15 protein-coding genes and 2 pseudogenes are annotated in these 26,482 nt (G+C 64.9%); 4 read left to right on the forward strand and 13 right to left on the reverse strand.

The window, feature by feature from the left end; all coding sequences use genetic code 11:
• Positions 1 to 337 precede the first annotated feature (337 nt).
• Positions 338 to 1,372: a cysteine synthase A gene (locus P6U27_RS18395; RefSeq protein ID WP_209294311.1), complete on the forward strand. Its 1,035-nt coding sequence runs from the start codon at positions 338 to 340 to the stop codon at positions 1,370 to 1,372.
• A 61-nt stretch (positions 1,373 to 1,433) separates the two neighbouring features.
• Here the strand turns inward: P6U27_RS18395 and P6U27_RS18400 are convergent.
• The 3 genes and pseudogenes from P6U27_RS18400 to P6U27_RS18410 form a co-directional block, all read right to left on the reverse strand.
• Positions 1,434 to 3,671 (reverse strand): annotated as a pseudogene (locus P6U27_RS18400) (tetratricopeptide repeat protein).
• Positions 3,672 to 3,777: 106 nt separating this feature from the next.
• A complete protein-coding gene (locus P6U27_RS18405) occupies positions 3,778 to 6,021 on the reverse strand; it encodes a tetratricopeptide repeat protein (protein ID WP_407194361.1) in 2,244 nt (747 codons plus the stop codon).
• A 120-nt stretch (positions 6,022 to 6,141) separates the two neighbouring features.
• Positions 6,142 to 6,960: pseudogene (locus P6U27_RS18410) on the reverse strand (acetylglucosamine transferase); the annotation flags it as partial.
• On the opposite strand from P6U27_RS18410, the gene P6U27_RS18415 reads away from it, so the two are divergent.
• Positions 6,886 to 7,098: a hypothetical protein gene (locus tag P6U27_RS18415; protein WP_407194555.1), complete on the forward strand. Its 213-nt coding sequence runs from the start codon at positions 6,886 to 6,888 to the stop codon at positions 7,096 to 7,098. The pseudogene P6U27_RS18410 and the gene P6U27_RS18415 sit on opposite strands and share 75 nt — an antisense overlap.
• 58 nt (positions 7,099 to 7,156) lie before the next feature.
• Here the strand turns inward: P6U27_RS18415 and P6U27_RS18420 are convergent, their stop codons facing one another.
• From P6U27_RS18420 to P6U27_RS18435, 4 genes are read right to left on the reverse strand one after another with little or no spacing between them, the layout of a single operon-like run.
• Positions 7,157 to 7,894 (reverse strand): amino acid ABC transporter ATP-binding protein, encoded by a 738-nt coding sequence (locus P6U27_RS18420; RefSeq protein WP_027574517.1) that lies wholly within the window; start codon positions 7,892 to 7,894, stop codon positions 7,157 to 7,159.
• Between the two features lie 11 nt (positions 7,895 to 7,905).
• Positions 7,906 to 9,426 (reverse strand): amino acid ABC transporter permease, encoded by a 1,521-nt coding sequence (locus P6U27_RS18425; RefSeq protein ID WP_407194362.1) that lies wholly within the window; start codon positions 9,424 to 9,426, stop codon positions 7,906 to 7,908.
• Positions 9,423 to 10,628, reverse strand: a complete 1,206-nt coding sequence (locus P6U27_RS18430) for an amino acid ABC transporter permease (RefSeq protein ID WP_407194363.1) — start codon at positions 10,626 to 10,628, stop codon at positions 9,423 to 9,425. Before P6U27_RS18430 ends, P6U27_RS18425 begins: the two co-directional genes overlap by 4 nt.
• Positions 10,629 to 10,653: 25 nt before the next feature.
• On the reverse strand, positions 10,654 to 11,670 hold the full coding sequence (locus tag P6U27_RS18435) for an amino acid ABC transporter substrate-binding protein (RefSeq protein ID WP_122406680.1): 1,017 nt from the start codon (positions 11,668 to 11,670) through the stop codon (positions 10,654 to 10,656).
• Positions 11,671 to 12,048: 378 nt separating this feature from the next.
• Between P6U27_RS18435 and metC the strand changes: the two genes are divergently transcribed.
• Both metC and P6U27_RS18445 read left to right on the forward strand, forming a co-directional pair.
• A complete protein-coding gene (metC, locus tag P6U27_RS18440; protein WP_407194364.1) occupies positions 12,049 to 13,233 on the forward strand; it encodes a cystathionine beta-lyase in 1,185 nt (394 codons plus the stop codon).
• 155 nt (positions 13,234 to 13,388) lie between these two features.
• Positions 13,389 to 15,080 carry a Na/Pi cotransporter family protein gene (locus P6U27_RS18445; RefSeq protein WP_407194365.1) on the forward strand — a complete coding sequence of 564 codons (1,692 nt, stop codon included), beginning with the start codon at positions 13,389 to 13,391 and terminating at the stop codon, positions 15,078 to 15,080.
• Between the two features lie 8 nt (positions 15,081 to 15,088).
• On the opposite strand, the gene P6U27_RS18450 is transcribed toward P6U27_RS18445, so the two are convergent.
• From P6U27_RS18450 to P6U27_RS18475, 6 genes are all read right to left on the reverse strand, one after another.
• Entirely contained in the window at positions 15,089 to 15,427 is a 339-nt protein-coding gene (locus P6U27_RS18450) for a lipid-A-disaccharide synthase N-terminal domain-containing protein (protein WP_122403304.1), read from the reverse strand.
• Complete coding sequence (locus P6U27_RS18455; protein ID WP_407194366.1) at positions 15,424 to 16,161, reverse strand: glycosyltransferase family 2 protein; 738 nt, start codon at positions 16,159 to 16,161, stop codon at positions 15,424 to 15,426. Before P6U27_RS18455 ends, P6U27_RS18450 begins: the two co-directional genes overlap by 4 nt.
• 63 nt (positions 16,162 to 16,224) lie before the next feature.
• Complete coding sequence (locus P6U27_RS18460; RefSeq protein WP_407194367.1) at positions 16,225 to 17,070, reverse strand: phosphatase PAP2 family protein; 846 nt, start codon at positions 17,068 to 17,070, stop codon at positions 16,225 to 16,227.
• Between the two features lies 1 nt (position 17,071).
• A complete protein-coding gene (locus P6U27_RS18465; protein WP_407194368.1) occupies positions 17,072 to 18,814 on the reverse strand; it encodes an ArnT family glycosyltransferase in 1,743 nt (580 codons plus the stop codon).
• 50 nt (positions 18,815 to 18,864) lie between these two features.
• Positions 18,865 to 20,976: a penicillin-binding protein 1C gene (gene pbpC / locus P6U27_RS18470; RefSeq protein ID WP_407194457.1), complete on the reverse strand. Its 2,112-nt coding sequence runs from the start codon at positions 20,974 to 20,976 to the stop codon at positions 18,865 to 18,867.
• A 111-nt stretch (positions 20,977 to 21,087) separates the two neighbouring features.
• Positions 21,088 to 26,292 carry an alpha-2-macroglobulin family protein gene (locus tag P6U27_RS18475; protein WP_407194369.1) on the reverse strand — a complete coding sequence of 1,735 codons (5,205 nt, stop codon included), beginning with the start codon at positions 26,290 to 26,292 and terminating at the stop codon, positions 21,088 to 21,090.
• Positions 26,293 to 26,482: the final 190 nt, after the last annotated feature.

A 26,482-nucleotide genomic window follows, 5' to 3' on the forward strand; every position in this document is an offset into this window, starting at 1 on the left:
GGCCGCCCCGGAAGACCGTCAATTTGCCGAAAACGAAGCCGTCCATCCTGCCGATAGACTTTTCGACCTCCCAAACGCTGTGGCAAGAAATGGTCGCAAGACCGCTCATCACCAGCGTTATCGTGTCGGGTCCTAACGGAGTTCGACCATTTCGTCCTACGATATCCCGCCTCGCGGCCGAGCGCATCATCGCCGGTCCCGCCTCTCAACCATATCGCTGTTTGGACGGGCGTTTCGGTAGGGTTCGCCGCAACGCAAAAGCCTTTCCCTTTGGCCTCCCAAGCACTAGGTTCTGGCCAAACCTGATCAAAACCCCCTGGCAGTGATTTCCCCCGACATGACCATTCGCAACGACGTTGTCGAAGCCATCGGCAACACCCCGCTGATCAAGCTGAAGCGCGCCTCGGAACTGACCGGATGCACCATTCTCGGCAAGGCCGAGTTCATGAATCCGGGCCAGTCGGTCAAGGACCGCGCCGGCAAATGGATGATCCTGGAGGCGGAGAAGCGTGGCGAGCTCAAGCCCGGCGGTCTCGTGGTGGAAGCCACCGCCGGCAATACCGGCATCGGGCTTGCGGTCGTGGCGAGCGCGCGCGGCTACCGCACCTTGATCGTGATCCCGGAGACGCAGAGCCAGGAGAAGAAGGATTTCCTGAAGCTGTGTGGTGCCGAGCTGATCGAGGTGCCGGCCCTGCCCTATGCCAACCCCAACAACTACCAGCATGTCGGCCGCAGGCTCGCCGACGAGCTGCGCAAGACCGAGCCGAATGGCGTGCTGTTCGCCGATCAGTGGAATAACCTCGACAACGCGAAGGCTCACTACGAATCGACGGGGCCCGAGATCTGGGAGCAGACCAGCGGCAAGGTCGACGGCTTCGTCTGCTCGGTCGGCAGCGGCGGCACGCTGGCCGGCGTCAGCCGCTATCTCAAGGAAAAGAGCAAGAACGTCCGCATCGCCTGCGCCGATCCGCATGGCGCCGGCATGTACGAATATTTCAGGACCGGCGATCCCAAGGCGACGCCCGGCGGCTCGATCACCGAGGGCATCGGCCTCAACCGCGCGACGGCGATCGTCGAGACCGCCAAGGTCGATGACGCCTATCTGATTCCCGATGCCGAAGCCGTCACGGCGATCTATGATCTGCTCCAGCACGAAGGCCTGTGCCTCGGCGGCTCGACGGGCATCAATGTCGTCGGCGCGATGCGACTTGCAAGGCAGCTCGGGCCCGGCAAAACCATCGTCACCGTGCTGTGCGATTCCGGCAGCCGCTATCTCTCGAAGCTGTTCAATGCGGACTTCATGCGCGCCAAGAACCTGCCGGTTCCGGAGTGGCTGGAGAAGCGCAGCAACATCAAGCCGCCGTTCGTGTGATCGTCGCGGGAAGGCTCACGTCCGGGACGCTTGCCCACGAGACGCCCGCGTTTCGGCCCGATTATGCGACTTCGCCGCGCTCCGAGTCCGCGGCACAATGGTCGCGCCAGAACTGGCGATATGCCGCCTCGACCTTCCGCGTGTAGATTTCGACATTCCCGGCGGGCGAAGCTGCGATCCGGGCCGGCAATTCCGCACGCAGCTTCGCCAGATGAGCTGGCTGCGCCGCATATGTGCGCGCGATCGCGGCATACCCCTCGTCATCCTCCGCGACCCAATCGTTGAGGCCAACGGCAGCCACGATCGAGCCGCCGGCGCGCGACGAGGCGCCGTTGCCGAGCTTGGCCACGACCGGAACGCCGGCATAGAGCGATTCGCAGGTGCTGATGCCGCCATTTTGCGGAAACGTATCGAGCGAAATGTCGACATTCGCAAAGGCCCGCAGATGCTCGGCGCGCGGGGACGAGCCCATGCAGATCACGTTCTCCTCGGCAATGCCCTGCGCCACGAATCGCCCGACCAGGCTGTCGCGCAACAAGGGATCGTCCAGCAGGGTATGTTTGATGATGATCTTCGATCCGCTCACCGCGCGCATCACATTCGCCCACACCCGGATGGCCTCGTCCGAGATCTTGTAGATGCGGTTGAATACGCCGAAGGTCACATAGCCGTTGCGGAGCATGGGAAGCTCCGAAGGCGGCACATCCCCGATGGGATCGATCGTGATCAGGCACGGCAGGTCATAGACCTTTTCGGCCAGCAGATGCCGCGCCGATTGCGGAATGAAGATCGGATCCGCGAGCACGTGGTCCATGGTCTGAAGACCTGTCCCGGTGGCATGACCAAAACCCGTGACCTGGATCGGCGCCGGCTTCCGTGCGAAGACAGGAAGCCTGTTACCCGATGAATGCCCTGACACGTCGATCAGGATATCGATCTTGTCCGCCTGGATGCGGTCGGCCAGCTCGTCGTCCGAAAGCTGCCAGGCATCGACCCAGATGTCCGCAAACGAGTTGAATTCGGCTGTCATCTCATCGCGTCGCGGCGAGCATGAATAGCAGACGATCTCGAAGTTCGTGTGATCATGATGGCGCAGCACCGGTAGAAGGGCGAACGCCGCCGAGTGATACCAGAACTCGGCAGCGACATATCCGATCACGATCCGCCTTTCCGGATCGAGCTGGCGCGGCGCCAACGTCCTTCGCGGCAACTTGGCTCCGATCGCGTCCCACCAATGTTTGCGCGCGGCCTGCTGGACCGCGAAATCGGCGTCGGAGAGAAAGTCCAGAAAGAAAATCTTGCGGGCGATCAGGTCCGCATTATCAGGCGCCATCGCCAGGGCGGTGTCGAGATGTGCGATGGTGGATGCGATCTCGCCCTGATTGGCGAAACAGGCGCTCAGCAGCGTCATCGCGATCGCGGAGCGCGGATTTTCCGCGAGCAGTATCTTGACGGCCGCAAGCGCCTCGGCCGTGTTCCCCAGCTGGATGCTGACTTGCGCCTTCCCCTGCAAGGCGACCTCCAGCTTGGGCGAAAGCGCGAGCGCTGCATCGAAATCCGCAGCCGCCCGTTCCAACCGCGATAGCTCGAAATTGAGCCGTCCGCGGTGCGCCAGGGCCTTGGCCGAATGAGGCCTCATCGCGAGCGCCGCTGCGAGCGCGGCCTCCGCTTCATCGTAGTGCTTGAGCTCGATATCGACCACGCCCTTGCCGATGAGCGCTTCCGCTTGACGCGGCTGAAACACCAGGGCGCGCTCGAAGCTCTGTTTGGCGCGGTCAAATTGGCGCAGCGCCAGCTCTGCCAGGCCGCGATTGCAGAGTGCATCGGCATGGTCCGGCTTCAGCTTGATGGCGCGATCGTACAGTTCGATCGCCTGCTCCGCGAGATTGAGGTGGAGCAGCGTATTGCCGAGATTGGTCAGCCCCTGCGGAAAGTTCGGCTTCAGCGCGATCGCCCTCTCCTGGCACCGGCGCGCATCCTCGAACTTCCTGAGATCAAAATGCACGGTCCCGAGATGGCTATGGGCTTCGTGCGAACGAGGATCGAGCGCAATCGCGCGCTCGAGCAGCCGCTGCGCCTCCTCGAGGCGCCGGCCGTTCTGCGCACACAGGCCGAGCAAGTGCGTGGCGTCGAAATGGTCGGGAACAGCTTGCAGGATCTGACGGCAGAGCGCCTCGGTTTCCGCATATCGGCCTTAGGCGCTCGCCGCGGCAGCGATGACGGCGTCCGCCTGCTTCTTCAATTTCTTCTGCAATCGCGCGTTCTGAAATGCGCGCGCGCCGGCGCCGCTGCTCTGCAAGGTTGCTCTCCGGAAGATCGCCCGGACCGAGTCTAGCTGATTCGCAGTCCCGACCCGCCGGTCACTGGACCAGCATCGCCCCCCGCGATTTTCCGGTCCTCAGCGTCTACACGACGTCGCCGCGTTCCGAGGCCGCGGCACAATAGTCGCGCCAGAACTGGCGATATCCTGCCTCGACCTTCTGCGTATAGATCTCGATATTGCCGGCGGGCGAAGCTGCGATCTGGGCCGGCAATTCCGCCCGCAGCTTTGCCAGATAGGCCGGCTGCGCCGCATATTTGCACGCGATCGCGGCATACCCTTCATCATCGTCGGCGACCCAATCGCTGAGGCCGATGGCAGCCACGATCGAGCCGCCGGCACGCGAGGAGGCGCCGTTGCCGAGCTTGGCGACGACCGGAACGCCCGCATAAAGGGATTCCCAGGTGCTGATGCCGCCATTTTGCGGGAACGTGTCGAGCGAAATGTCGACGTTCGCGAAGGCCAGCAGATGCTCGTGGCGCGAGGTCGAGCCCATGCAGGTGATATTCTCTGCGGCGATGCCCTGCGCCACGAACCGCGCGACCAGACTGTCGCGCAGCAAGGGATCGTCGAGCAGTCCGTGCTTGATGATGATCTTCGATCCGCTCACCTCGCGCATCACCTTTGCCCACACCCGGATGGCTTCGTCCGATATCTTGTAGATGCGGTTGAACACGCCGAAGGTCACGTAGCCGTTGCGGAGCATGGGCAGCTCCGACCGCGGCACGTCCAGCACGGGTTCAATGGTGATCAGACATGGCAGATCGTGAACCTTCTCGACCAGCAGATGTCGGGCTGATTGCGGAATGAAGACCGGATCCGCGAGCACGTAATCCATGGTCTGAAGGCCGGTCCCGGTGGCGTGCCCGAAACCCGTGACCTGGATCGGCGCGGGCTTGCGAGCAAAAACATGAAGTCGGTTGCCGGTCGTATGCCCCGATACGTCGATCAGGATATCGACCTTATCCGCCTGGATACGGTCGGCCAGCTCGTCGTCCGAAAGCTGCCCGGCGTCGACCCAGACGTCCGCCAGAGGCTTGAATCGTTCGGTCATCTCATCCGGCAACGGCCAGCAGGAATAGCAGATGATCTCGAACCTTGTGTGATCATGATGGCGCAGCACCGGCAACAGAGTGAGCGCGGCCGAATGGTTTCTGAATTCGGATGCGACGTATCCGATCACGATGCGCTTGTCCGGATCGAGCTGGCGTGGCGCCAACGTCCTTCGCGGCAATTTGGCGCCGACCGCATCCCACCAGGATTTTCGGGCCTCCTGCTGAACCGCAAAGCCGGCTTCGGAGAGATAATCCAGCAAGAAGATCTTGCGCGCGATCGCGTCCGAATAACCCGGGCTGAGCTCGAGCGCGGCATCGAGATGCTGAAGCGCCGTCGCGATGTCACCCTGGCTCGCATAGCACGACGCCAGCAGCGCCATTCCGATCTCGGATCGCGGATTTTCCTCCAGCAATGTCTTGACGGCCGCGATCGCCTGCGCCGTGTTTCCCAGCAGGATATTGACCTGCGCTTTCCCGCGCAGCGCCAGCTCGAGCGTAGGCGATTGCGCCAGCGCCGCATCGAAATCGGCGGCCGCCTGCTCCAGGCGCGACAGGTCGAAATTGAGCCGTCCGCGCTGTGCCAGCATCCGCGCCGAATTGGGCTTGATCGCGAGCCCGGCTGCGAGCGCAGATTCCGCCTCATCGTAGTGCCGACGCTCGATGCTCACCATGCCCTTGCCGGCGATTGCTTCCGCGTGACGCGGCTGAAACAACAGGGCGCGATCGAAACTTTCGCTGGCACGCTCGAACTGACCCATCATCAGTTCGGCCATGCCGCGATTGCAGAAGGCATCGGCATAGTCCGGCTTCAGGCGGATGGCGCGATCGTGCAATTCGATTGCCTGCCCGGGGAGATTCATGTGCAGCAACGTATTGCCGAGATTGGTAAGAGCCAGCGGAAAGTTCGGCTTCAGCGCGATCGCCTTCTCCTGGCATCGGCGCGCATCCTCGAATTTCTTCAGGTCGAAGTAGACGGTCGCGAGGTTGCTGAAGGCCTCGTGCGAACGCGGATCGAGCACAATCGCGCGCTCGAGCAGCTGTTGCGCCTCCTCCAGGCGCCCGCCGTCATGCGCGCACAGACCGAGCAAATGCGTGGCATCGAAATGGTCCGGCAGCGCTTTCAGGATCTCGCGGCAAAGCGCCTCGGTCTCCGTGTATCGACGCTGGCCATAGGCGCTCGCCGCGGCGGAGATGACGGCGTCCGCCTGCTTCATCAGTTTCTTCTGCAATCGCGCGTTCTGGAATGCGCGCGCGCCGGCGCCGCTGCTCTGCAAGATGTCTCTCCGGAAGGTACCCGCATGGAGAGTCTAGCTGATTCGTCCTCTAGGCCGCCCGGTCGGCTGGACCGCGGGCGCCCGGGATTTCCGGTGCTCGGGGCAAAATCCGGCTCAGGCTCACGCTATGTCTCCGGTTTCTGATGCCGCGACACAATAGTCGCGCCAGAACTGGCGATATGCCGCCTCGACGTTCCGCGTGTAGATTTCGACATTGCCGGCGGGCGAAGCTGCGATCCGGGCCGGCAATTCTGCGCGGAGCTTCGCCAGATGGGCAGGCTGCGCCGCATATTTGCACGCGATCGAAGCATAACCTTCATCGTCCTCTGCGACCCAGTCGCCGAGACCGACGGCCGCGACGATCGACCCGCCGGCGCGCGAAGAAGCGCCGTTGCCGAGCTTGGCGACGACCGGAACGCCCGCATAAAGGGATTCCCAGGTGCTGATGCCGCCATTTTGCGGGAACGTGTCGAGCGAAATGTCGACGCTCGCGAAGGCCCGCAGATGCTCGGAGCGCCGGGACGAGCCCATGCAGATGACGTTTTCTTCGGCGATACCCTGTTCCACGAACCGCGCGACCAGACGGTCGCGCAGCAAGGGATCGTCGAGCAGCCCGCTCTTGATGATGATCTTCGATCCGCTCACCGCGCGCATCACCTTCGACCACACCCTGATGGCCTCGTCCGATATCTTGAAGATGCGGTTGAACACGCCGAAAGTCACATAGCCATTGCGGAGCATGGGAAGCTCCGAAGGCGGCGCGTCCAGGATGGGATCGATCGTGATCAGACAGGGCAAATCATAGACCTTTTCGGCCAGCAGATGCCGCGCCGATTGCGGAATGAAGATCGGGTCGGCGAGCACATGATCCATCGTCTGAAGGCCCTTCCCCGTGGCGTGCCCGAAACCCGTGACCTGGATGGGGGCCGGCTTGCGGGCGCCTCGATCGCGAAGGCCATGACGGCGTCCGCCTGCTTCTTCAGCTTCTTTTCCCATCGCGCATTCTGGTATGCGCGCGCGCCGGCACTGCTCTGCAAGGTCTCTCTCCGGAGGATGGTCCGAAAAGAGACGAGCTGATTCGGATGGTGCCAAGCTTGCGGTCAGTCAGACCACGAGGCCGTGGGGTCGCAGAGGCTCAGCGCAGAATCTGGCTCAGGAACAGCTTCGTGCGGGCGTGCTGCGGGGCGGCGAAGAACTCCTTCGGCGTGTTGGCCTCGATGATCTGGCCGGCGTCCATGAACACGACGCGGTTGGCGACCTCGCGGGCAAAGCCCATCTCGTGGGTGACGACCAGCATGGTCATGCCCTCCTCGGCGAGGTCGACCATGGTGTCGAGCACCTCCTTGACCATCTCGGGGTCGAGCGCCGAGGTCGGCTCGTCGAACAGCATCACCTTCGGGTTCATGGTCAAGGCCCGGGCAATCGCGACGCGTTGCTGCTGGCCGCCGGACATCTGCCCCGGAAACTTGTTGGCCTGGTGCGGGATCTTGACCCGTTCCAGGAACTTCATCGCGGTCGCCTCGGCATCCCTCTTGGGGATGTTGCGGACCCAGATCGGCGCCAGCGTGCAATTGTCGAGCACGGTCAGATGCGGGAACAGATTGAAGCTCTGGAACACCATGCCGACCTCGCGACGCACGGCATCGACATGCTTGAGGTTGGGACCGAGCTCGATGCCGTCGACGACGATCTCGCCCTCCTGGAATTCCTCCAGCGCATTGATGCAGCGGATCAGCGTGGACTTGCCGGAGCCCGAGGGCCCGCAGATCACGATGCGCTCGCCCTTCCGGACCTCGAGGTCGATGTCGCGCAGGACGTGGAATTCGCCATACCATTTATTCAGGCCGGAAATCTTGACGATGGGGTCGGACATGGTGGCCTCGATCAGTTGCGGCGGTGGGCGTTGAGACGGTGCTCGACGAATAGCGAGTAGCGCGACATTCCAAAGCAGAAGATGAAATAGATGATCCCGGCGAAGGCGAAACCGGTGAACGCGGTCGACGGCGTCGACCATTTTGGATCCGAGAACGAGGCGCGCAGCGAGCCCAGGAGGTCGAACAGCGCCACGATCGAAACCAGCGAGGTGTCCTTGAACAGCGAGATGAAGCTGTTGACGAGGTTCGGAATGACGTGACGCAGCGCCTGCGGCAGCACGATCAGCGACGTCGTCTTCCACCAGGACAATCCGAGGGCGGCCGCCGCCTCGCCTTGACCGCGCGGTATCGCAGCGAGCCCACCGCGAACGTTCTCGGCCTGATAGGCGCCCGTGAACAGCGCAATGCCGATCAGCGCCCTGACCAGACCGTCGACGGTGAAATTGCCGGGCAGGAACAGGGGCAGCATATAGGTCGCGAAGAACAGCACGGTGATCAGCGGCACGCCGCGCCAGAACTCGATGAAGGCGATCGAGAAGATCCGGATCAACGGAATGGTGGAGCGGCGGCCGAGCGCGAGCGCAATGCCAATCGGCAGCGAGGTGACGATGCCGGTGACGGAGACGACCAGCGTCACCAAAAGGCCGCCCCAGAGATTGGTTGCCACGATCGGCAATCCCCCGTGGTCGAGCCCCATCAGCTTGATAACGATCGCGATGCCAATCAAGGTGCCGATGCTCGATGCCAGAGCCCGGCCGCCGGTGCGAACGCCACCGCCCAGAACGAATGCGATCAGGCCGACAATCGCGGCCGTGATGGCAAAATCAGCCCAGACCGGCTGCCCCATGCCCTGAATATAATCGCGCAGCCAAGTGAGCGGAAAGATCAGCCATTGGATCGCTGTGCCGAGCAGCACGACGAGGCTTCCGACGACCCACAGCAGCGGAGCGACGGCGGACGTCTTGCTCAAGCTGAGCAGCGCCTGCCCGGCACCGAGGATGCTTTCGTCGAACAGTTGCAGCAGGCCGGCCGTCCAGCTCAGGCCGAAGCCCTTGATGCCGCCGCCGTGCAGCAGGAAGAATGCGACCACCGGAAAGGCGGCGAAGAACAGGCCGGCATTCAGGCCCTTCGCCGGCAGCCGCGGAACGAGCAGCGGCAACAGCAGGACGGCTGCGAGCAACAGCGTCAGATCCACCCGCCAGCGCTCGGCCTCGGGATAGAAGCCGTAGATCAGCTGCGGGAGCTTCGCCTGGATGTAGGGCCAGCAGGCGCCGACCGCAAAGCCGGCGTTCTCGGCGAGGCAGGCGGTGCGGTCCTGACCGCTCCAGACCGCATCGAACATCAGGAACTTGACGGAAGGAACGATGGTGAACCAGAGCAGCAAGGCGCCCAGGATCGTCAGCAGGATGTTCGTCGGCGAGTTGAACAGGCGCGTGCGCATCAGGCCGATGAAGCCTGTGGTCTTCACCGGCGCGGGACGCTCGGCGAGCAGGTCCCTGCGGACGAAGCTGGACGAGATGACATCGCTCATGCGCCCAGACTCCGGCTGACGTGCCAACCGTAAACGCTCATGACGGCGCTGGTGAGGAGCGAGATCAGGAGATAGACGCCCATCGTCATGGCGATGATCTCGATCGCCTGCCCGGTCTGGCTCAGCGACGTGCCGGCGAAGACCGACACGAGGTCAGGATAGCCGATCGCGACCGCAAGCGAGGAATTTTTCGTGAGGTTGAGGTATTGATTGGTCAGCGGCGGTACGATGACGCGCATGGCCTGCGGCACGACGATCAGGCGGAGCGTGGCGCCGCGGCTGAGACCGAGCGAGGATCCCGCCTCCATCTGCCCCTGGTGAACGGACAGAATGCCGGCACGCACGATCTCGGCAATGAAAGCAGCGGTATAGGTCGACAGCGCCACCGTGAGCGCCACGAATTCCGGGATGATGCGTGAGCCGCCGGCGAAGTTGAACCCCCGAAGCTGCGGCAGCTCGAAGGTAAAGGGCAGACCAAACACCAGCATGGTGGCGAGCGGCAATCCGAACAGCGCCCCCAGCACATAGGGCCAGATCCGGATCATCCGCCCTTCCTGAAACAGCGCGCGCCGCGCATGGAAACGCAGCACCAGCGAGGCGACGACGCCGAGCGCCAGCACCGCCAGGAACGGCCCGAGGCCGCCCTGGCCGATCGGACTGGGAACGACGAGGCCGCGATTACTGAGAAAGGCAATACCGAGCAGCGAAATGCTCTGCCGCGGATTGGGCAAGGCAGCGAGAACGGCGAGGTACCAGAACAGGATCTGGAACAGCAGCGGCAGGTTGCGGATGACCTCGACATAGATCTCGCCGACACGCGACAACAGCCAATTGGGCGACAGCCGGCATAGCGCGACGATGAAGCCGATCACGGTGGCGAAGACGATGCCCACCACCGAGACCACGAGCGTATTCAAGAGCCCGACCACGAACACGCGCAGGAACGTGTCCGAGCCGGTATAGGAGATCAGGGTCTGGTTGACGTCGAAGCCGGCATTGTTCCTGAGGAAGCCGAAGCCGGCAGCGATGTGCTGGTTTTCGAGGTTGGCGCGAGCATTGGAGACGATCTCGTAGCCGATCCACCCAAGGATCGCCGCGAAGGCAAACTGGACGGCAACGCCGTTCCAGCCAGCCTTGCCGCCCAGAATGCGCCGGATCTTCAGCGCGATCTGGAGCGGCGGTTTTCGGGCCTCGGTGCTCATGCCGCTGTCGGCCGATCAGGGGTGATCAGCGGATCGGCGGCGCGTACTGAAGACCACCCTTGTTCCAGAGATTGTTGAGACCGCGATTGATGGCGAGCGGCGAGCCCGCGCCGACGTTGCGGTCGAACACCTCGCCGTAATTGCCGACCGCCTTCACGATCCGCACCACCCAATCCTTGGTCAGGCCGAGCTGCTCGCCGAAATTGCCGTCGCTGCCGAGGACGCGCTTCAGCTCCGGGTTTTCCAGTTTCGCCTTCTCGTCGACGTTCTTCGAGGTCACGCCGAGCTCTTCGGCGGTGATCATCGCAAACAGCGTCCATTTCACGATGTCGAACCACTGGTCGTCGCCGTGGCGCACCATCGGGCCGAGCGGCTCCTTCGAGATGATCTCCGGGAGCACCATATGGTCGTTGGGATTGGCGAGCTTGAGGCGATTGGCGTACAGGCCCGACTGGTCGGTGGTGAAGACGTCGCAGCGCCCGGCTTCGTAGGCCTTGACGGTCTCGTCGTTGGTGGCGAATGCGATCACCTCGTACTTCATGTTGTTGGCCTTGAAGTAGTCGGCGAGGTTCTGCTCGGTGGTGGTGCCGGTCTGCACGCAGACCGATGCGCTGTTGAGCTCGAGTGCCGAGTTCACCTTGAGCGACTTCTTCACCATGAAGCCCTGCCCGTCATAATAGGTCACGCCGGTGAAGTTGGCGCCGAGAGAAGTGTCGCGCGAGATGGTCCAGGTGGTGTTGCGCGAGAGCACGTCGATCTCGCCCGATTGCAGCGCCGTGAAGCGGTCCTTGGCGGACAGCGGCACGAACTTGACCTTGGTCGGATCGTTGAAGATCGCGCCGGCAATGGCGCGGCAGACGTCGACGTCGATACCGGTCCAATTGCCCTTGTCGTCGGGCGACGAGAAGCCCGGCAGGCCTTGGCTGACGCCGCAGGACAGCATGCCCCGGTCCTTGACGGTCTTGAGCGTTTGCGCGTCGGCGGCTTGGGCGGCGAGGCCGGCGGCGAGAGCAAGAGTGAGAGCCAGGGTTACGCGTTTCATGGGCTTCGGGCCTTTCAAGGTCGTCTCAAGATCAGGAATGTTGTCTCAGGATCGTCTCTGCCAGGGAAGCCTGGCAAGAATCATGCTGGGAAACCTTGCCGAACACTCGCCGATCTCGAAAGGCCATACCTTCATCCCCGCCGCTGGCGCCCGCCATTTTGGCTGTGACGCAAAGACCGCTCAGGCAATGGATCGAAGGTCGCGGCAGGCCCCTCAACATGCGGCGACTGAATAGCACCTGCGCATCACAGAACGACTGGCGAGCCGGGTCAAGGGGTTGACGGGACTCTTCTGTATTCTGTTATTAACGAGAGTGGCCTCTCGGCCGGCCCGCGGGCGCGATGCGTCCGGTGGAAACGCGGTTTTGAAAGCAGACGCATGGATTCCTCGCACCCCCAAGAGCAACACGCCGAGACCCGGCTGGTCACCTCCGGCCGCGACACCAAGGCGCAGAAGGGGTTCGTCAATCCGCCGGTGTTCCACGGCTCGACCGTGCTCTATCCGACTGCCGAGGACCTGCACGCCCATCGCGGCGAGTTCACCTATGGCCGCCACGGCACTCCGACGACCAGGGCTTTCCAGGATACGCTGATGGCGCTGGAGGGGCCGCAATGCGCCGGCGTCGGCATCGTGCCGTCGGGCTTGTCGGCGATCTCCACCACCCTGCTCGCGGTGCTGAAGGCCGGCGACCATATTCTGGTCGTCGACAACATCTATCGGCCTTCGCGCAATTTCTGCAACGGCATGCTGACCCGCTATGGCGTCGAGACCACCTATTTCGATCCGCTGATCGGCGCCGGCATCGAAAAGCTGTTCAAGTCCAACACCCGCGCCGTTCTGGTGGAGGCGCCGGGCTCGCAATCCTTCGAGATGCCCGACATCCGCGCCATCGCCGAGGTCGCGCATGCGCGCGGCGCCCTCGTCATCGACGACAACACCTGGGCAACCCCGCTCTATCACCGCTCGCTGGAGCAGGGCGTCGACATCAGCATGCAGGCCGCCACCAAGTATATCGGCGGTCATTCCGACATCATGTTCGGCACCATCTCGGCCAACGCCAAGGCCTGGCCGCAGATTGCCGAAGGCATCCGCCTGCTCGGCGTCTGCGCCGGTCCCGACGACGTCTTCCTGGCGCTGCGCGGCCTGCGCACGTTGTCGGTGCGCCTCGCGCAGCATCATCGCTCCGGGCTCGATATGGCGCGCTGGCTCGCAGGCCGTCCCGAGGTCGCGCGCGTGCTGCATCCGGGCTTAGAGACCGATCCCGGCCATGCGATCTGGAAGCGCGACTTCACAGGCGCCTCGGGCCTGTTCAGCATCGTGCTGAAGCCCGCCCCGCAGAAGGCTGTCGACACCATGCTCAACACGCTAAAACTGTTCGGCATGGGTTTTTCCTGGGGCGGCTTCGAGAGCCTCGCAATTCCCTTCGATTGCGATGCCTATCGCACCGCGACCAAGTGGGCGCCCGGCGGCCCGACCCTGCGACTCCACATCGGCCTCGAAAGCACCGACGATCTCAAAGCCGATCTCGATCGCGGCTTCGCTGCCCTCAAGGCGGCAATGTGAGCCTGCTCACGCGGCATCGTGCGCGAGGACGCGGCATCGCGCGCCGCGGGAACGTGCACGCGCCGCAAACGTTAACTCCAATGCGCCAACAAATGGTTTGATCCTCAAGTATTTGGCGCTAGCCTCACCAATCGACTCCAATCCGGACTCGGAGCATGGGAACGTTGGTTCTGCTCGATCTCTTGGGCGGCGTTGCGCTGTTGTTGTGGGGCCTGCACATGGTCCACAGCGGGATCTTGCGCGCCTTCGGCCCCGACCTGCGGCGCCTGCTCGGCAAGGCGCTCAGCAACCGCGCCAGCGCCTTCGCCGCCGGCCTCGGGCTCACCGCGCTGCTCCAGAGCAGCACGGCAACGGCGCTGATCACGTCTTCGTTCGCGGCCGAGGGGCTCGTCAGCCTCGCCGCCGCGCTCGCCATCATGCTCGGGGCCAATGTCGGCACGACGCTGATCGTCCAGGTGCTGTCGTTCAACATCGCCGCCGTTGCGCCAGTGCTGTTCGTGCTGGGGCTCGTCGCCTTCCGCGCCGGGCCGCGATCCCGGATCAAGGACGTCGGGCGTGTCTGCATCGGCCTCGGCCTGATGCTGCTCTCGCTGCACATCCTGCTCGACACGCTGGCGCCGGCGGAGAACGCGCCCGGCGTCCGCGTCGTGATGTCGGCCATCACCGGCGACCCGGTCTTGTGCATCGTGATCGCCGCCCTCGTCACCTGGGCGGTGCATTCGAGCGTTGCCAGCGTGCTGCTGATCATGTCGCTGGCCTATTCGCAGTTCATTTCGCCCTATGCGGCCCTCGCACTGGTGCTCGGGGCCAATCTCGGCAGCGCCATCAATCCCGTGTTCGAGGGCGCCAGGCGCGACGACCCCGCAAGCTATCGCCTGCCGGTCGGCAACCTCATCAACCGCGTGGTCGGGATTGCGCTCGTCCTGCCCTTCCTGGGCGCGATCGCTGCGCACATGCACGCCTGGCAGCCCGATCTCGCCAAGATGACGGCGGCTTTCCACATCGCCTTCAATGTCGGCACGGCCGTGCTCTTCATCGGCCTGCTCGACCCCATGTCGCGCCTGCTGAACCGGCTGCTGCCCGATCGCGTCAAGGAGGCCGATCCGGCCCGGCCGCGCTATCTCGACGAGACCGCGCTGGAGACGCCGTCACTTGCGCTCGCCGATGCCGCCCGCGAGACCTTGCGCATGGGCGATCTCGTCGAGGTCATGCTGCGCAAGGTGATGGCCGCGATGATGACCGGCGACCGCGCGCTGGTCGACCAGGTTTCGAAGACGGACAATCTCGTCGACGGTCTCGACGAGGCCATCAAGCTCTACGTGACGAAATTGATGCGCGGCAGCCTCGACGAGAGCGAAGGACGTCGTGCGATGGAGATCATCTCCTTCGCCATCAACCTCGAACATATCGGCGACATCATCGACAAGAGCCTGAGCGAGCTCGCCACCAAGAAGATCAAGCGGCGCTTCCAGTTCTCGGCGGAAGGGGCCGAGGAACTCGCCGCGTTCCACAAGCGCACGATGGACTCGCTGCGCATCGCCTTTGGCGTCTTCATGTCGGGCGACGCCAACGAGGCGCGCAAGCTGCTGGTGGAGAAGACGGCGCTGCGCAACACCGAGCTTGCCGCGGTCGAGCGCCATCTCGACCGCCTGCGCGAGGGCCGCCCCGAAACCATCGAAACCACATCGCTGCATCTCGACGTGCTGCGCGACCTGCGCCGCATCCACTCGCATATCTGCTCGGTCGCCTATCCCGTGCTGGATGCAGCCGGGGAGCCCTATCGTAGAGCCGAGGCGGAAACGGCCGCCTTGTCCGCCTCAGGCGCGGCCTCGGTGTTGCCGCGATAACCCTTTGATCAGCGGTCCAGTGTCTTCGAAGCGGTGCCGCGGTTCTTGACGATCAGCATGATGTTGCGGACATAGATGATGGTCGCGAGCGCCTGTCCGAGGATGATCACGGGCTCGCGCTTCACGACGCCGTAGACCAGCGTCATCAGCCCGCCGCCCATCGAGCAGAACCAGAATGCCATCGGCACCACGCTGTTGCCGGCGCGCTCGCTCGCGATCCATTGCACGAGGAAGCGCGCGGTAAAGAACAGCTGGGCAACCAGGCCGAACGCCAGCCAGAAGTCGAACTTGGCGATGAAGACGTCGTAGAGATAATTGCTCAGCGCCTGACCGTATTGGATGATCATGCATTCACCTCGGTCACCTCAGGCGTCGGCTTCTTGCGGCGGATCAGCCACCACACGCCGGCGAGATCCATGATGCCGATCCACAGCCGGTCGAAGAAGCCGTAGTTCGATACACCCGAATGCCGCGGCCGGTCGATCACGTCGACATAGGCAATGTCGTAGCCTTCGCGGCGGACCAGCGCCGGCAGGAAGCGATGCAGCCCGTCGAAATACGGCAGCATCAGGAAGACGTCGCGCCGGAACGCCTTCAGTCCGCAGCCGGTGTCGCGCGTGCCGTCCTTCAGGATGCCATTGCGAACGCCGTTCGCCACGCGCGACTGGAATTTCTTGAAGCCGGTGTCCTTGCGCCCGACGCGTTGGCCGGCAGCGAGACCAACTCGTCCTGCCCCCTTCTCGACCGCCGCGATCAGGTCCGGCAGGAAGGCCGGATTGTTCTGGCCGTCGCCGTCGAGCGTCGCCACGATTTCCCCGCGCGCCGCGCGTACGCCGCTGCGCACGGCTGCGGATTGGCCGCCTGACCTTGCATGGCGGAGCTGACGCAGATTGCTCCGCTGCTTCATGATGGCGGCAAGCCGCTCACCGGTCGCGTCGGTTGAGCCGTCGTTGACGTAGATGATCTCATAGGCCCAGCGGCCATCGAGCGCCGTCGTGATCTCCTCGATCAAGGGCGCGATGTTGTCGGCTTCGTTGCGCACGGGAACGACGATTGAAACCGAAGGCTGGGACGTCGACAAATCGAGGCTCGTGGTTGGAATTGACCTGCCCCAGGGAACCGGCGTCCCGGCAGGCAGCCGCTTTTATGGGGCGGATGCCCCGCGGGCAACCCTTTTGAGGCGGTCCGAAACCGTCCCTGAAAGCGGCACGATGGTGCCGTCGGCGCGGATGGCAAAGCCGAGCCTTCGGGCCGCAAACCAGTAACGGACGGCCATAGCCCCGACCATGCCGACCAGGGCGCCAGCCACGACGTCGCTCGGGTGATGCGCGAGCAGCACCAGGCGCGTCAGCAGGATCACGATTGCGTAAGTGAACATGAACAGGCGCAGGCGCGGCCACAATGCCGACACGGCAAACGCCAGGGCGAAGGCTGCCACGGCATGGCCTGACGGCAAGCTGGCGTAGGCGCCCGTCCCCTCGAACGGTATGAAGTTGAATGGATTGGCCTGGCCGCCGACAAATGGACGTCCGCGGCCGATGAGATATTTCAGGATCTCAGCGACGAACGCCGACACGGCAACCGACAGAAACATGAATTGCAACCGCGTGCCGAAGCCGAGCAGCAGCGCGCGGCGGCTTCCGTGCATTCCGGCCGCGACAAAAGCCAGCGCCACCAGCGCAGCCCCCAGCACGGAGAGCACATACTCGTCCTTGCCGAAATCGGTGAGGATGCGGATCGGCCACAGGCTGGGTGTGCCGCGCGGCGGCATCAGCAGGATCTCGGTCTGATCAAACCCGACCATCAGCACGATGACCAGCGCTGCGCCCGCTGCGCTGAGCCAGAGCGAGTGCCGTGCCAGTCTACGGGCGGCCTCGGCCCGGCGCGAATGCGATGGCGAGCGGACGAGCTGCGCCAGGGCGCGCCAGGACACGGCGAGCAACTGCGCGGGATAGCCGCCACGCGGCGCAGTGTCGGTCGGGACGCTCATCCTATTGGGTGCCTTCCGACCGGAAGATCGAAATCGAGATCGCGCGCCCTTGCGAGAAATTATAGCCGTCGATGCGCGCGCCGACCTTGTAGCGCAGCCCGATCGCTTCGGCGCGCTGCACGAAGCTGCGCTCCGAGCGCTGCTCGATCAGCGCGAAGCGGCAGTTCCCCTGCCGCAGGAAGTCCGCCGCACCAGAGCCATCCGTGAGCAAGGTCTGAGTGCCCACCAGAAAGACAAGGCTCGGCTCGTGATAACCAGCCGCAGCCGCCTTCGGTCCGACGCAGGTGACATTGCGAAGCGCGCGCGCGATCTCGACGCTCGGAAACAGCGGCGTCAGTGACGGCAGCACGATGCCGTAGACCGTCACCGCCAGCATCAGGGCTGCGACCAGCGCGTTGAGCAGCGAGCGCTCGGCGCGATTGTTGTCGTAGAGCCACCAGGCGAACAGGCCGAAAATCAGCGCGGCCGCGATGAACGGCCAGGCCACGAAGGCCGGCTGCCGCGTCAGCATCACCGCGCCCACGACCGCGATGATCGAGGCGGCGGCGGGGATCGCGAACCACCACGCCGAACCGCGCGTCAGCCAGGAGCGTGACAGCACGCGCCGCTCCAATGCGCCTGCGGTAAGGATCGCGATCGCCGGATACAGCGGCAGCACGTAATGCGGCAGCTTGGTCAACACCGCCTCGAATACGATCCAGGACGGGATCAGCCAGGCCAGCAGAAACTGCGCGCCGGGCTCACGCCGCGCCCGCCACACCGCCGGCGCCGCCATCGCGGCAAGCGGTGCGCCCGGCCAGAACGTGATCCAGAACAGCGCCAGGTAGAGTCCCGGCGGCGCACCGTGGGATTCCTGGGCCCCTAACTTGCTCAGCATGTCGCCACCGACGGAATCGGCGAAGAAGGCATCGCCCGCGCGCCAGAAGATCGCGACGAACCAGGGCAGCACCAGCACCAGCATCCACATCAGGCCCCAGAGCGGGCGCAGCTTCCACAGCCAGGAGGCGTCGCGGTCCTGGATCGCAAGCGCGACGATGGTGAGGCCCGCGAACATCAGGATCAGCGGACCTTTTATCAGGATGCCGACCGCGAGCGCGCTCCAGAAGATCGCGGGCCAGCTCCAGGGCGGATGCGTCTCGTCCTCGGCGCGCTGCCAGGACAAATAGGCCCGCGCCATCGCGCCCATCGCGGCGACGACGCAGAACAGCAGCATGGCATCGGTCTTGGCGAGGCGAGCTTCGACGCCGAGCAGCACGGACGCGCACATCATCAGCGCCGCCAGCACCGCGGCGCGTCGCGTGACGAAGCCGAGGGCGGCCCAATAGGTCATGAGAACGGCGCCGATCGCACCCATCAGCGAGGGCAGCCGGTAGACCCAGATGCGCAATTCGGCCTTCGGCAGCTTGAGCATCGACGCGGCTTCGACGGTCGCCGATTGCAACCAGTAGATGCCGACCGGCTTCTTGTAGCGGACGTCCTCCTGGAAGCGGATATCGACATAGTCGCCGCTCTCGACCATCTGCTTGGTGGCCTGGGCGAAGCGCGCTTCGTCGCGATCGATCGGCGGGATGGTGAAGAAGCCGGGCAGGAACAGCAGCAGCGCGCAGAGCACCAGGAAGCCGACCGCGCGCGCATGGCTGGCCGTGACGATGTCGAGCATGCGCACGAGCCCGCTGCCCGGATTTGCGGGCGATTTCGACTCGCGCGGGGCTCCAAAACGGGGGCTTGGGTAGGTCTCGGCCATTGGTTCCGCTTACGCTGAAACCGCCATCGCCACAACCGCTTAAGGCAGGGTCATTGAATTCGAATGACGACTGTGTCCGCGGCGCCCGTGGCGTCGATCACGGTGAGCCGGGCAAAGCCCGGACCGGGCGGATCGATCAGCCGCTGACGGCGGCCATCGATCTCGCCAAGCGCGGTGCCGTTAACCATGACGGTCATGGGCAGCACGCCGCCGGCGACTTTGACCGGCATGGCTGCGCTTTCCCGGCCCCCCGATCGATCGACGTCGATCCGCGAGCCGTTGAGCGGAAACTGAATGTGCAGCGCCTGCTCGCCTCCGTTGCGCACCAGTTCCCCGACCGGGCGGAACCACTTCAGGGGCAGCGGCAGCTTGGCGTTGCCGGCCACCAGGGTTCCCCGAGGAGCCTTCGGCAACGGCGCGAGCGTCTTGCCGCTGCGGGCAAAGGCGTCGAACAGGATGGGTGCGGCGGCGACACGTCCGATCAGCCCGGGAACCGGCGCGCCGTCCGGACGCCCGACCCAGACGCCGATGGTCATACGGCCGTCGAAGCCGACCGACCAGGCGTCGCGATAGCCGTAAGAGGTCCCGGTCTTGAACGCGATCCGGTTGTGGGCGGCGTTCTCCGGCGGTGGCGTTCCCAGCAGCACGTTGCCGACCTGCCAGGCCGCGACCTGATCCAGCAGCCGGAGCGGCTCACGGTCATCCTTGTCGGCCATGATCTCCCGCAGTGGCTTGGTGGTGCCGAGACGGGCAAAGCCCGCATAGAGCTGGGCGAGGTCCTGGAGCGTGACGCCAACGCCGCCGAGACCCATGGCGAGCCCTGGCGTCTCGTCCTTGGGCAGAACCAGATTGCCGCCGGCCTGGCGCAGCCGCGAGGCCAGCCGGCTCGAGCCGACGCGGTCGAGCAGCACGATGGCGGGCACGTTCAGCGACAATTGCAGCGCCTTCCTCACCGGCACCGTGCCCTGGAACGTCATGTCGAAATTTTCCGGCGCGTAGGAGCCGAAGCGGACCGGCCGATCGTCGATCAGGCTCTCCGGATGGACGAAGCCATCCTCGAAGGCGAGCCCATAGATGAAGGGTTTCAGCGTCGAGCCCGGCGAGCGGATGGCGCGGGTCATGTCGACCTGCCCTGCCCGGCTCTCGTCGAAATAATCGGCCGAGCCGACGCGGGCGAGCACGTCGCCGCTCTCATTGTCCACCACGATGATGCCGACCGAGATGTTCGGCCCAAGCGCAACGGCGCGGTCGCGCGCCAGCGGCTCCAGTACCTTCTGCAAGTTCGCATCGAGCGTCAGCTTGATGACCGGCTTGTCCTTGACTGTCGAAAGCGCGGTGTCGGAGGCGTGCGGCGCCAGGATCGGCATCGGCTTGCGCAGTTTCGGCACGGGCACCGCCTTGGCCTGCTTGGCGTCGTCGGCACTGATCACGTGCTCCTCGACCATGCGGTCGAGCACGCGATCGCGCGCCTTGCGCGCCGCATCAGGGTAGCGGTCGAGCCGGCGCGTCTCCGGCGATTGCGGCAGTGCGACCAGCATCGCGGCTTCCGCCAGCGACAGGCGCTTCGGCTCTTTGCCGAGATAGGCGATGGACGCCGCGCGGATGCCTTCGAGATTGCCGCCATAGGGTGCGAGCGCCAGATAGAGATCGAGGATCTGCTCCTTGCTCATGCTGCGCTCGATTTCGATCGCACGCACCATCTGCCTCAGTTTTGCGTAGAGCGAACGTTGCCGCCTCGGCTCCATCAGCCGCGCGAGCTGCATGGTGATGGTCGAGCCGCCCGAGACGATGTGGCCGCGCGTCCCGAGCTGCAACGCCGCGCGCCCCAGCGCCAACGGATCGATGCCGTCATGGGCATAGAAGCGCTGGTCCTCATAGGCGAACAGCAGCTTGAGATAAGTCGGATCGACGTTGGTCCTGGCATCGACCGGCAACCGCCAGCGCCCGTCCGCCATGGCATAGGCGCGCAGCAGCTTGCCGTTGCGGTCGACGATGGTGGTGGAGACCTGGCGTGCTTCCTCGAGCGGGAGAGGACCGAGGGAGTAGACCCAGGCGACGAAGCCGGTGATGGCGAGGATGAGGGTGAGAGCGGCGGCGGAGACGAGGCGAAAGGCGAGTTGCCCTCTCCGCTCGTCATGGCCGGGCTTGACCCGGCCATCCACGCCGTCATCCACCGCCTGTGCGGCCGCGGATGCCCGGGTCAAGCCCGGGCATGACGACTGATGATGTGGCTCCGCTGCGCTCATTCACTTCAACTCAGATTCGAGCCCGGCTCACTTCGCCGCCCGCACCTCGACGGTGCCCGTACCGGTGCGACCATAGCGCGAGGGATTGTACATGTCCTCGACATAGGCTTGCGGCAGCACGTATTTGCCGGGCGAGACCGCGCGCACGACGTAGGCGACGGTGAAGACCGACTTGGAATCCGAGGCCCGGTCCACGGCCGCAGTGAAGCGGTCGTCACGGAACTCGGTGTCTTCGGGCTCCTCGCCATCCTCGATCCAGTCCAGCGTGCCGCTGTCGCCGGAGGACACCAGCTTCGGGTTGTCGATCTCCAGACCCGCCGGCAGATAGTCGGACACCATGATGTGACCGTATTCGGGCTTGGCCTCGGTGATCTTCAGCACCACCGCGAAGCGCTGGTTCTGCTTGACCTTGCTGACGTCGGCGGGCTTGCCGTCGAGCGTGAAGTAGCTGCGCTCGATCTTGAAGCCGTTGGACGCCGCCGGCTCCGGAGTGACCGGAGAGCCCGACACCGACACCACCGCCTGCACCGGTGCGTCGCCGGTGTTGGTGATCTTCAGCGGCTTGCCGCTCAGCGCGTCCGCCTTGTAGCTGCGATAGAGCGCAGTCTTGACCGGCTGGCCGTCCACCTCGATGGACAGGTTCTCCTTGGCCAGCGCCCGCGCCGCCAGCACCAGCCACGCATTCTCCTGCGTAGAGGTGTAGGGCGTGAGTCCACGCGCGGTCTCGACCCGCGACACTGCCTGGGTCAGCGTCGTCCTCGGCGCGTTGCCTTCGCTGGCGAGCGAGACCAAAGCTGCGGCATCGCGAAGCTGCGAGCCGTAGTCGGTGCGGCCGAACTCGAGCACGGGCTTTGGCGCGAGGCTGTCGAGCGCGGCGCCATAGACCCGTTCGGCGCGGTTGCGGTCGCCGACCAGAGCGAGCGCCGCCGCAAGCTGCGACTTCGCAATCGGCGTTGCGAGGTTGGCGAGCTTGGTGTCGGCGAGATAGCGGAGATCGCCGATCGGCGCTGCGCCGTTACGCGCGAGCACGTAGAGGCCGTAGGCGAGATCGCGCCCACCGTCCTTTTCCGGCTCGTTGGCGTTGACGACGGAGTTGCGGATCCGATCGAGCGCGTTCTTGAACAGCACATCAGGCACCGCAAAGCCCTTTTCGCGGGCCCGGGTGAGGAAGTCCGTCACGTACGCGTCGAGCCAGGCATCGTCGCCGCCCGCGGACCACAGTCCAAACGAGCCGTTCGAGCCCTGACGCGCCAACAGACGTTCGATGGCGTCGCGGATGCGCTGGTCGACCTCGGTGTCCATGGCGAGATGCGCGCCGGCCGCGAGCTCGTTGACATAGAGCAGCGGCATGGCCCGGCTGGTGATCTGTTCCGAGCAGCCATAGGGATAGCGGTCGAGCGCTTTCAGGATCGTCGCCGCATCGAGCGCGGTCGACAGGCTCGCCGAGACCGAGACGCTGCCGGTGCCCGGCACGAGATCACTGAACATGTCCGAGGTCAGCGTCAGGCTCTCACCCTTCGCCAGCGTGCGGATCGAACGCCGCGCCAGCACCTGCGTCGCTGCCTTGACGTCGAACGCGTAGTGCCGCGCCAGCGCCAGGCCATTCGGCCCCTTGATGTCGACGTCGAGCGTCGCCTGCCCCGCCGCGGTCGCATCGAGCGCGAGCGCGAAGGAGTTGCGCTGCTTGGCGGCGAGCCTGACCGCGGTGGCGGGATTGCCGGTCATCTTCACCGGGCCGCCGGTCTTCACGTCGATGACGTAGTCGCCGGCCTGACCCTCGACATTGTCGATCTCCAGATTGACCGTGCCGTGGTCGCCGTTGAGCAGGAAGCGCGGGAGCGTCGTCGTCAGCACCACGGGATCGCGGATCACGACATCGGTGTTGGCGCGGCCGAGCTTGGTCGCGGTCCATGCCACGGCCATCACGCGCGCGGTGCCGGCAAACTCCGGAATGTCGAAGCTCACTTCCGCAGTGCCGTCGGCAGCGACCGTGACGATGCCGGAATAGAGCGCGAGCGGCTTCTGCGTCGGCGGTGAGCCCTGGAGCTCTCCCGCACCGGCATCGCCGCCGGACTTGATCTGGCCGCGCGTGCCCGACATGCCGTCGATGAGCTGCCCGTAGAGATCGCGGATCTCGGCGCTCAGACGGCGCTGGCCGAGATAGTAATCATCCGGCGCCGGCGGCTTGTAATTGGTGAGATTGAGAATGCCGACATCGACCGCGGCGATGACGATTTTGGCGTCCTCGCCCGGATTGAGACCCTCGAGCTTGACCGGGATCTTCAGCGTGGAGTTCGGCCGGATCAGCGCCGGCGGCGTCAGCTTCACCTGCAGCGTGCGGGTCTGCTTGTCGATACCGAACCATTTCAGACCGATCGCCCGGCCCGGCATGCGCTGGGCGGCGGCATCGAGCGGACGGCGCAGCGTCGCCACCACATAGGCTCCGGTGCCCCAGTCCTTGCCGACCGGAAGCTTGACCTGGGCGGTGCCCTCCTTGACGTCGATGGTTTGCGTCGTCAGCAGACGGTCGCCGAGCACGTTGATGGTGAGCTTGCCGGCACTGCGCACATTGACCGACACCGTCATGGTGTCGCCGGAGGCGTATTGCGGCTTGTCGATCGAGGTCTCCAGCAGGTCCGGCGTATCGGCGCTGCCGTCGAAATACCAGCCGACATCGAACTGCACCGAGGTCACCGGGCCGTCAGCGTCGTTCGACTTCACATCAAGCCGGTAGCGGCCGGGTTGCGGCGTGAGCGAGATCCGCGCCGGGTTGTCGGCAGCGATCGTGACGTCGCCGTCGGCGACGCGCGAGGTCGATTTGACGGGCTCGTACTCCCAGTAATTGTTCTGGCGATACCATTGGTAGCGCGACTCCATCTTCAGGAGCTCGTAGCGCAGGCCGTCGCGGCGCAGCGTCTTGCCCTCAGGCGAGACGAACACGACATCGAACTCGGCCTTGTCCCCCTCGGCGACGTTCTTGTCTCCGAACAGCGGCTTGATGCCGATCTGCGCCGCGGCTGGCGCGACCGGCAGCACGATCTTGCGCTCGACGGCGCGGCCGCCGGTCTCGACCATGCGGACGAAGATCTGCGCTTCCTGAGGCCGCGTCGAAGCGGGCTGCTTGTCGAGCGTCACCGGGAAGGTCGCAACGCCGTTGGCGTCGGCCTCGGGAAGATTCTCCAGCGGCGTGCGCTCGTTCGAGGTGGTCTCCTCGTCGGCGACGCCGAACTGGTAGCCGGCAAAGCCCGGGCGTTCGCTTGCAGGCGCGATCAGCATGTCGCCTTCGAGCGCAAGGCCCGAGGCCGGCGCGCCATAGAGGAAATGACCGTCGGCCTTCAGCTCCACTGGAGCGTTAGCCTTGATCACTTTGTCCTTGGCGGACAAGTCGAATTCGATTCTATCGGGCACGTAGTCCTCGACCATAAAGGTGGTCTCGCCGACCGAGGAGCCTTTTGGGTCGGTGAAGGCGCGCACGCGCCACGTCCCGGTCGGAACGGCCGAATTGAGCGGCACGGCCAGCGTACGGCCTCCGGCGCCCTGGTCCGCCAGCGAGGCGCGGCGGAATTCGACGCCGTCGGGGCGCTCGACCACCAGCGTCATCGGCCCGCCGGTGACGGCATTGCCCTGGCCATCGCGCAACAGCGCGGTCAGATAGACGGTTTCGCTGGAGCGGTAGACGCCGCGCTCGGCATAGACGAAGGCGTCGGCTCCCGCCGGAACAGCGCGCCCCGAGACGCCGCGGTCGGACAGATCAAAGGCGGAGGTCTTCAGGCTCAGGAAGGCATAGTCCGCCTTCTCGCCGGTGACCGTCAGCATCGCCGGCGACAGGCCGCCCTCGCCGCGCGCGAGGCCCGCCTCGAACAGCACGTGACCGGAATCGTCGGTTTTGCGCGTCGCCAAGATCTCGTTGTTGCGGGCGACCAGCCGCACCTCGGCCTTGCCGACCGGATCGGTTGAGGCCAGCGAGTTGACGAAGACGTGGATGCCGTCATTACCGGAATAGGCTGACACCCCGAGGTCGGAGACGATGAACCATTGCGTCGCGAGCTGGTAGTCGTCGTCCGAACCGGGGCTCTTGGCCGCGGCAGTCATCACGTAGACGCCGGGCTGGAGCTCGCCGAGCGCCTGGTCGACCGGGAAAGCGGTGGTGACGTCCTGGTTCAGCGTCATTGCGGTCGAAAGCTCGCCGGACCAGACCTTGACGCCGCGCTCGTCGCCGAGATCGCTGAGCTGGTACTTGGTCAGCGTCTTCTGGAAATCGCTGTCGACCACCGTGTTGATCAGGTTGCGGTCGCCGATGCGGAAGACGTTGATGTTGACCGCGGGCGTGTTGACGCTGACCACGGGAATGCCGCGCTGGCCGGTCCGCGGCAGCACATAGGCGCGGCTGGTGAAGCGCACGAAGGGCTTGCGATCGCGCACATAGATGTTGAACTCGGCCGATTTCGGCAGGCCCTCCTTCACCGTGGAGGGCAAGCCGGCGCGCAGGTTGATGTTGTAGCGTTCGCCGTGCTTCAGCCCATCGACGCAGAGCTGCTTGCCCTCGGCCGACAGCGCCGGCTTGTCCTGCCCCGCCAGCGCCAGGAACGGCGCGAAGTCGGTGCGCTTGGCGAGCTCTTCAGAGAACTGGAAGCAGGCACGCGGGCTCGCCGAGTCCGAGTCCACGGTATAGTCGAGCAGCCGGAAGCCGTGCTCGTCGCGCATCTTCTCGTACTGCCCGCGGACATCGGCGACCTCGCGCAGGTCGAGCGACAGCCGCAGCGAATCCAGCGCCGGCCGCCACAGCTTGCGTTCGGCCAGCGACTTGCCGAGGACGGCGAGCGCGTCCGCCTCCTCGCCCGGATTGCCGGCGCGCATGTAAGCGATGTAGGCCGCGGTCGAAGCGCGCTCCAGCAGGAAGGTCTGCTCGCTCGAATTCTTCGGCCAGATCTGGAAGATCACCTTGGCGAGCCGCAGCCAGTTGCCGGCATCGTCGGGGGTCGTGGCCACAATCTGGCCGAGCACCGACAGTCCGGTGCGGTAATCATTGCGCCTGAAGGCCGCGTCAGCATCCGTGCGCAGCGTCGCGTTGGTCTTGGCGACCGGCCCCGCCTCGCTCTTGATCTGCGCCTCGAGCTTGATTGCGGAATCGGCGAGATCGTCGCGCTTGAAGGCCTTGTCGGCGGCCTGCGCCGCGTTAAGGCCGAGCGCCAGCGCGGCGCAGATTGTGACGGCGCGAACAAGACCGATCATGGATGGACTCCCGGAAATCGCGGACGAACGCCGCTTGTCGCAAGAAATGCGCGGAAAGGTGACGGACTCAAGGCGATGGAACCAAAGGTGCAAATCGTCGCATTCGCCATGAAAAGGCAAGCCCAGAGGAGACCGATCAAGATACCGCCGCGCACGCCGTCCTGATGGCGCAGCACTACCCGACCAGTCG

This window comes from Bradyrhizobium sp. STM 3566 (genome assembly GCF_045571445.1).
Lineage (GTDB): Bacteria > Pseudomonadota > Alphaproteobacteria > Rhizobiales > Xanthobacteraceae > Bradyrhizobium > Bradyrhizobium vignae.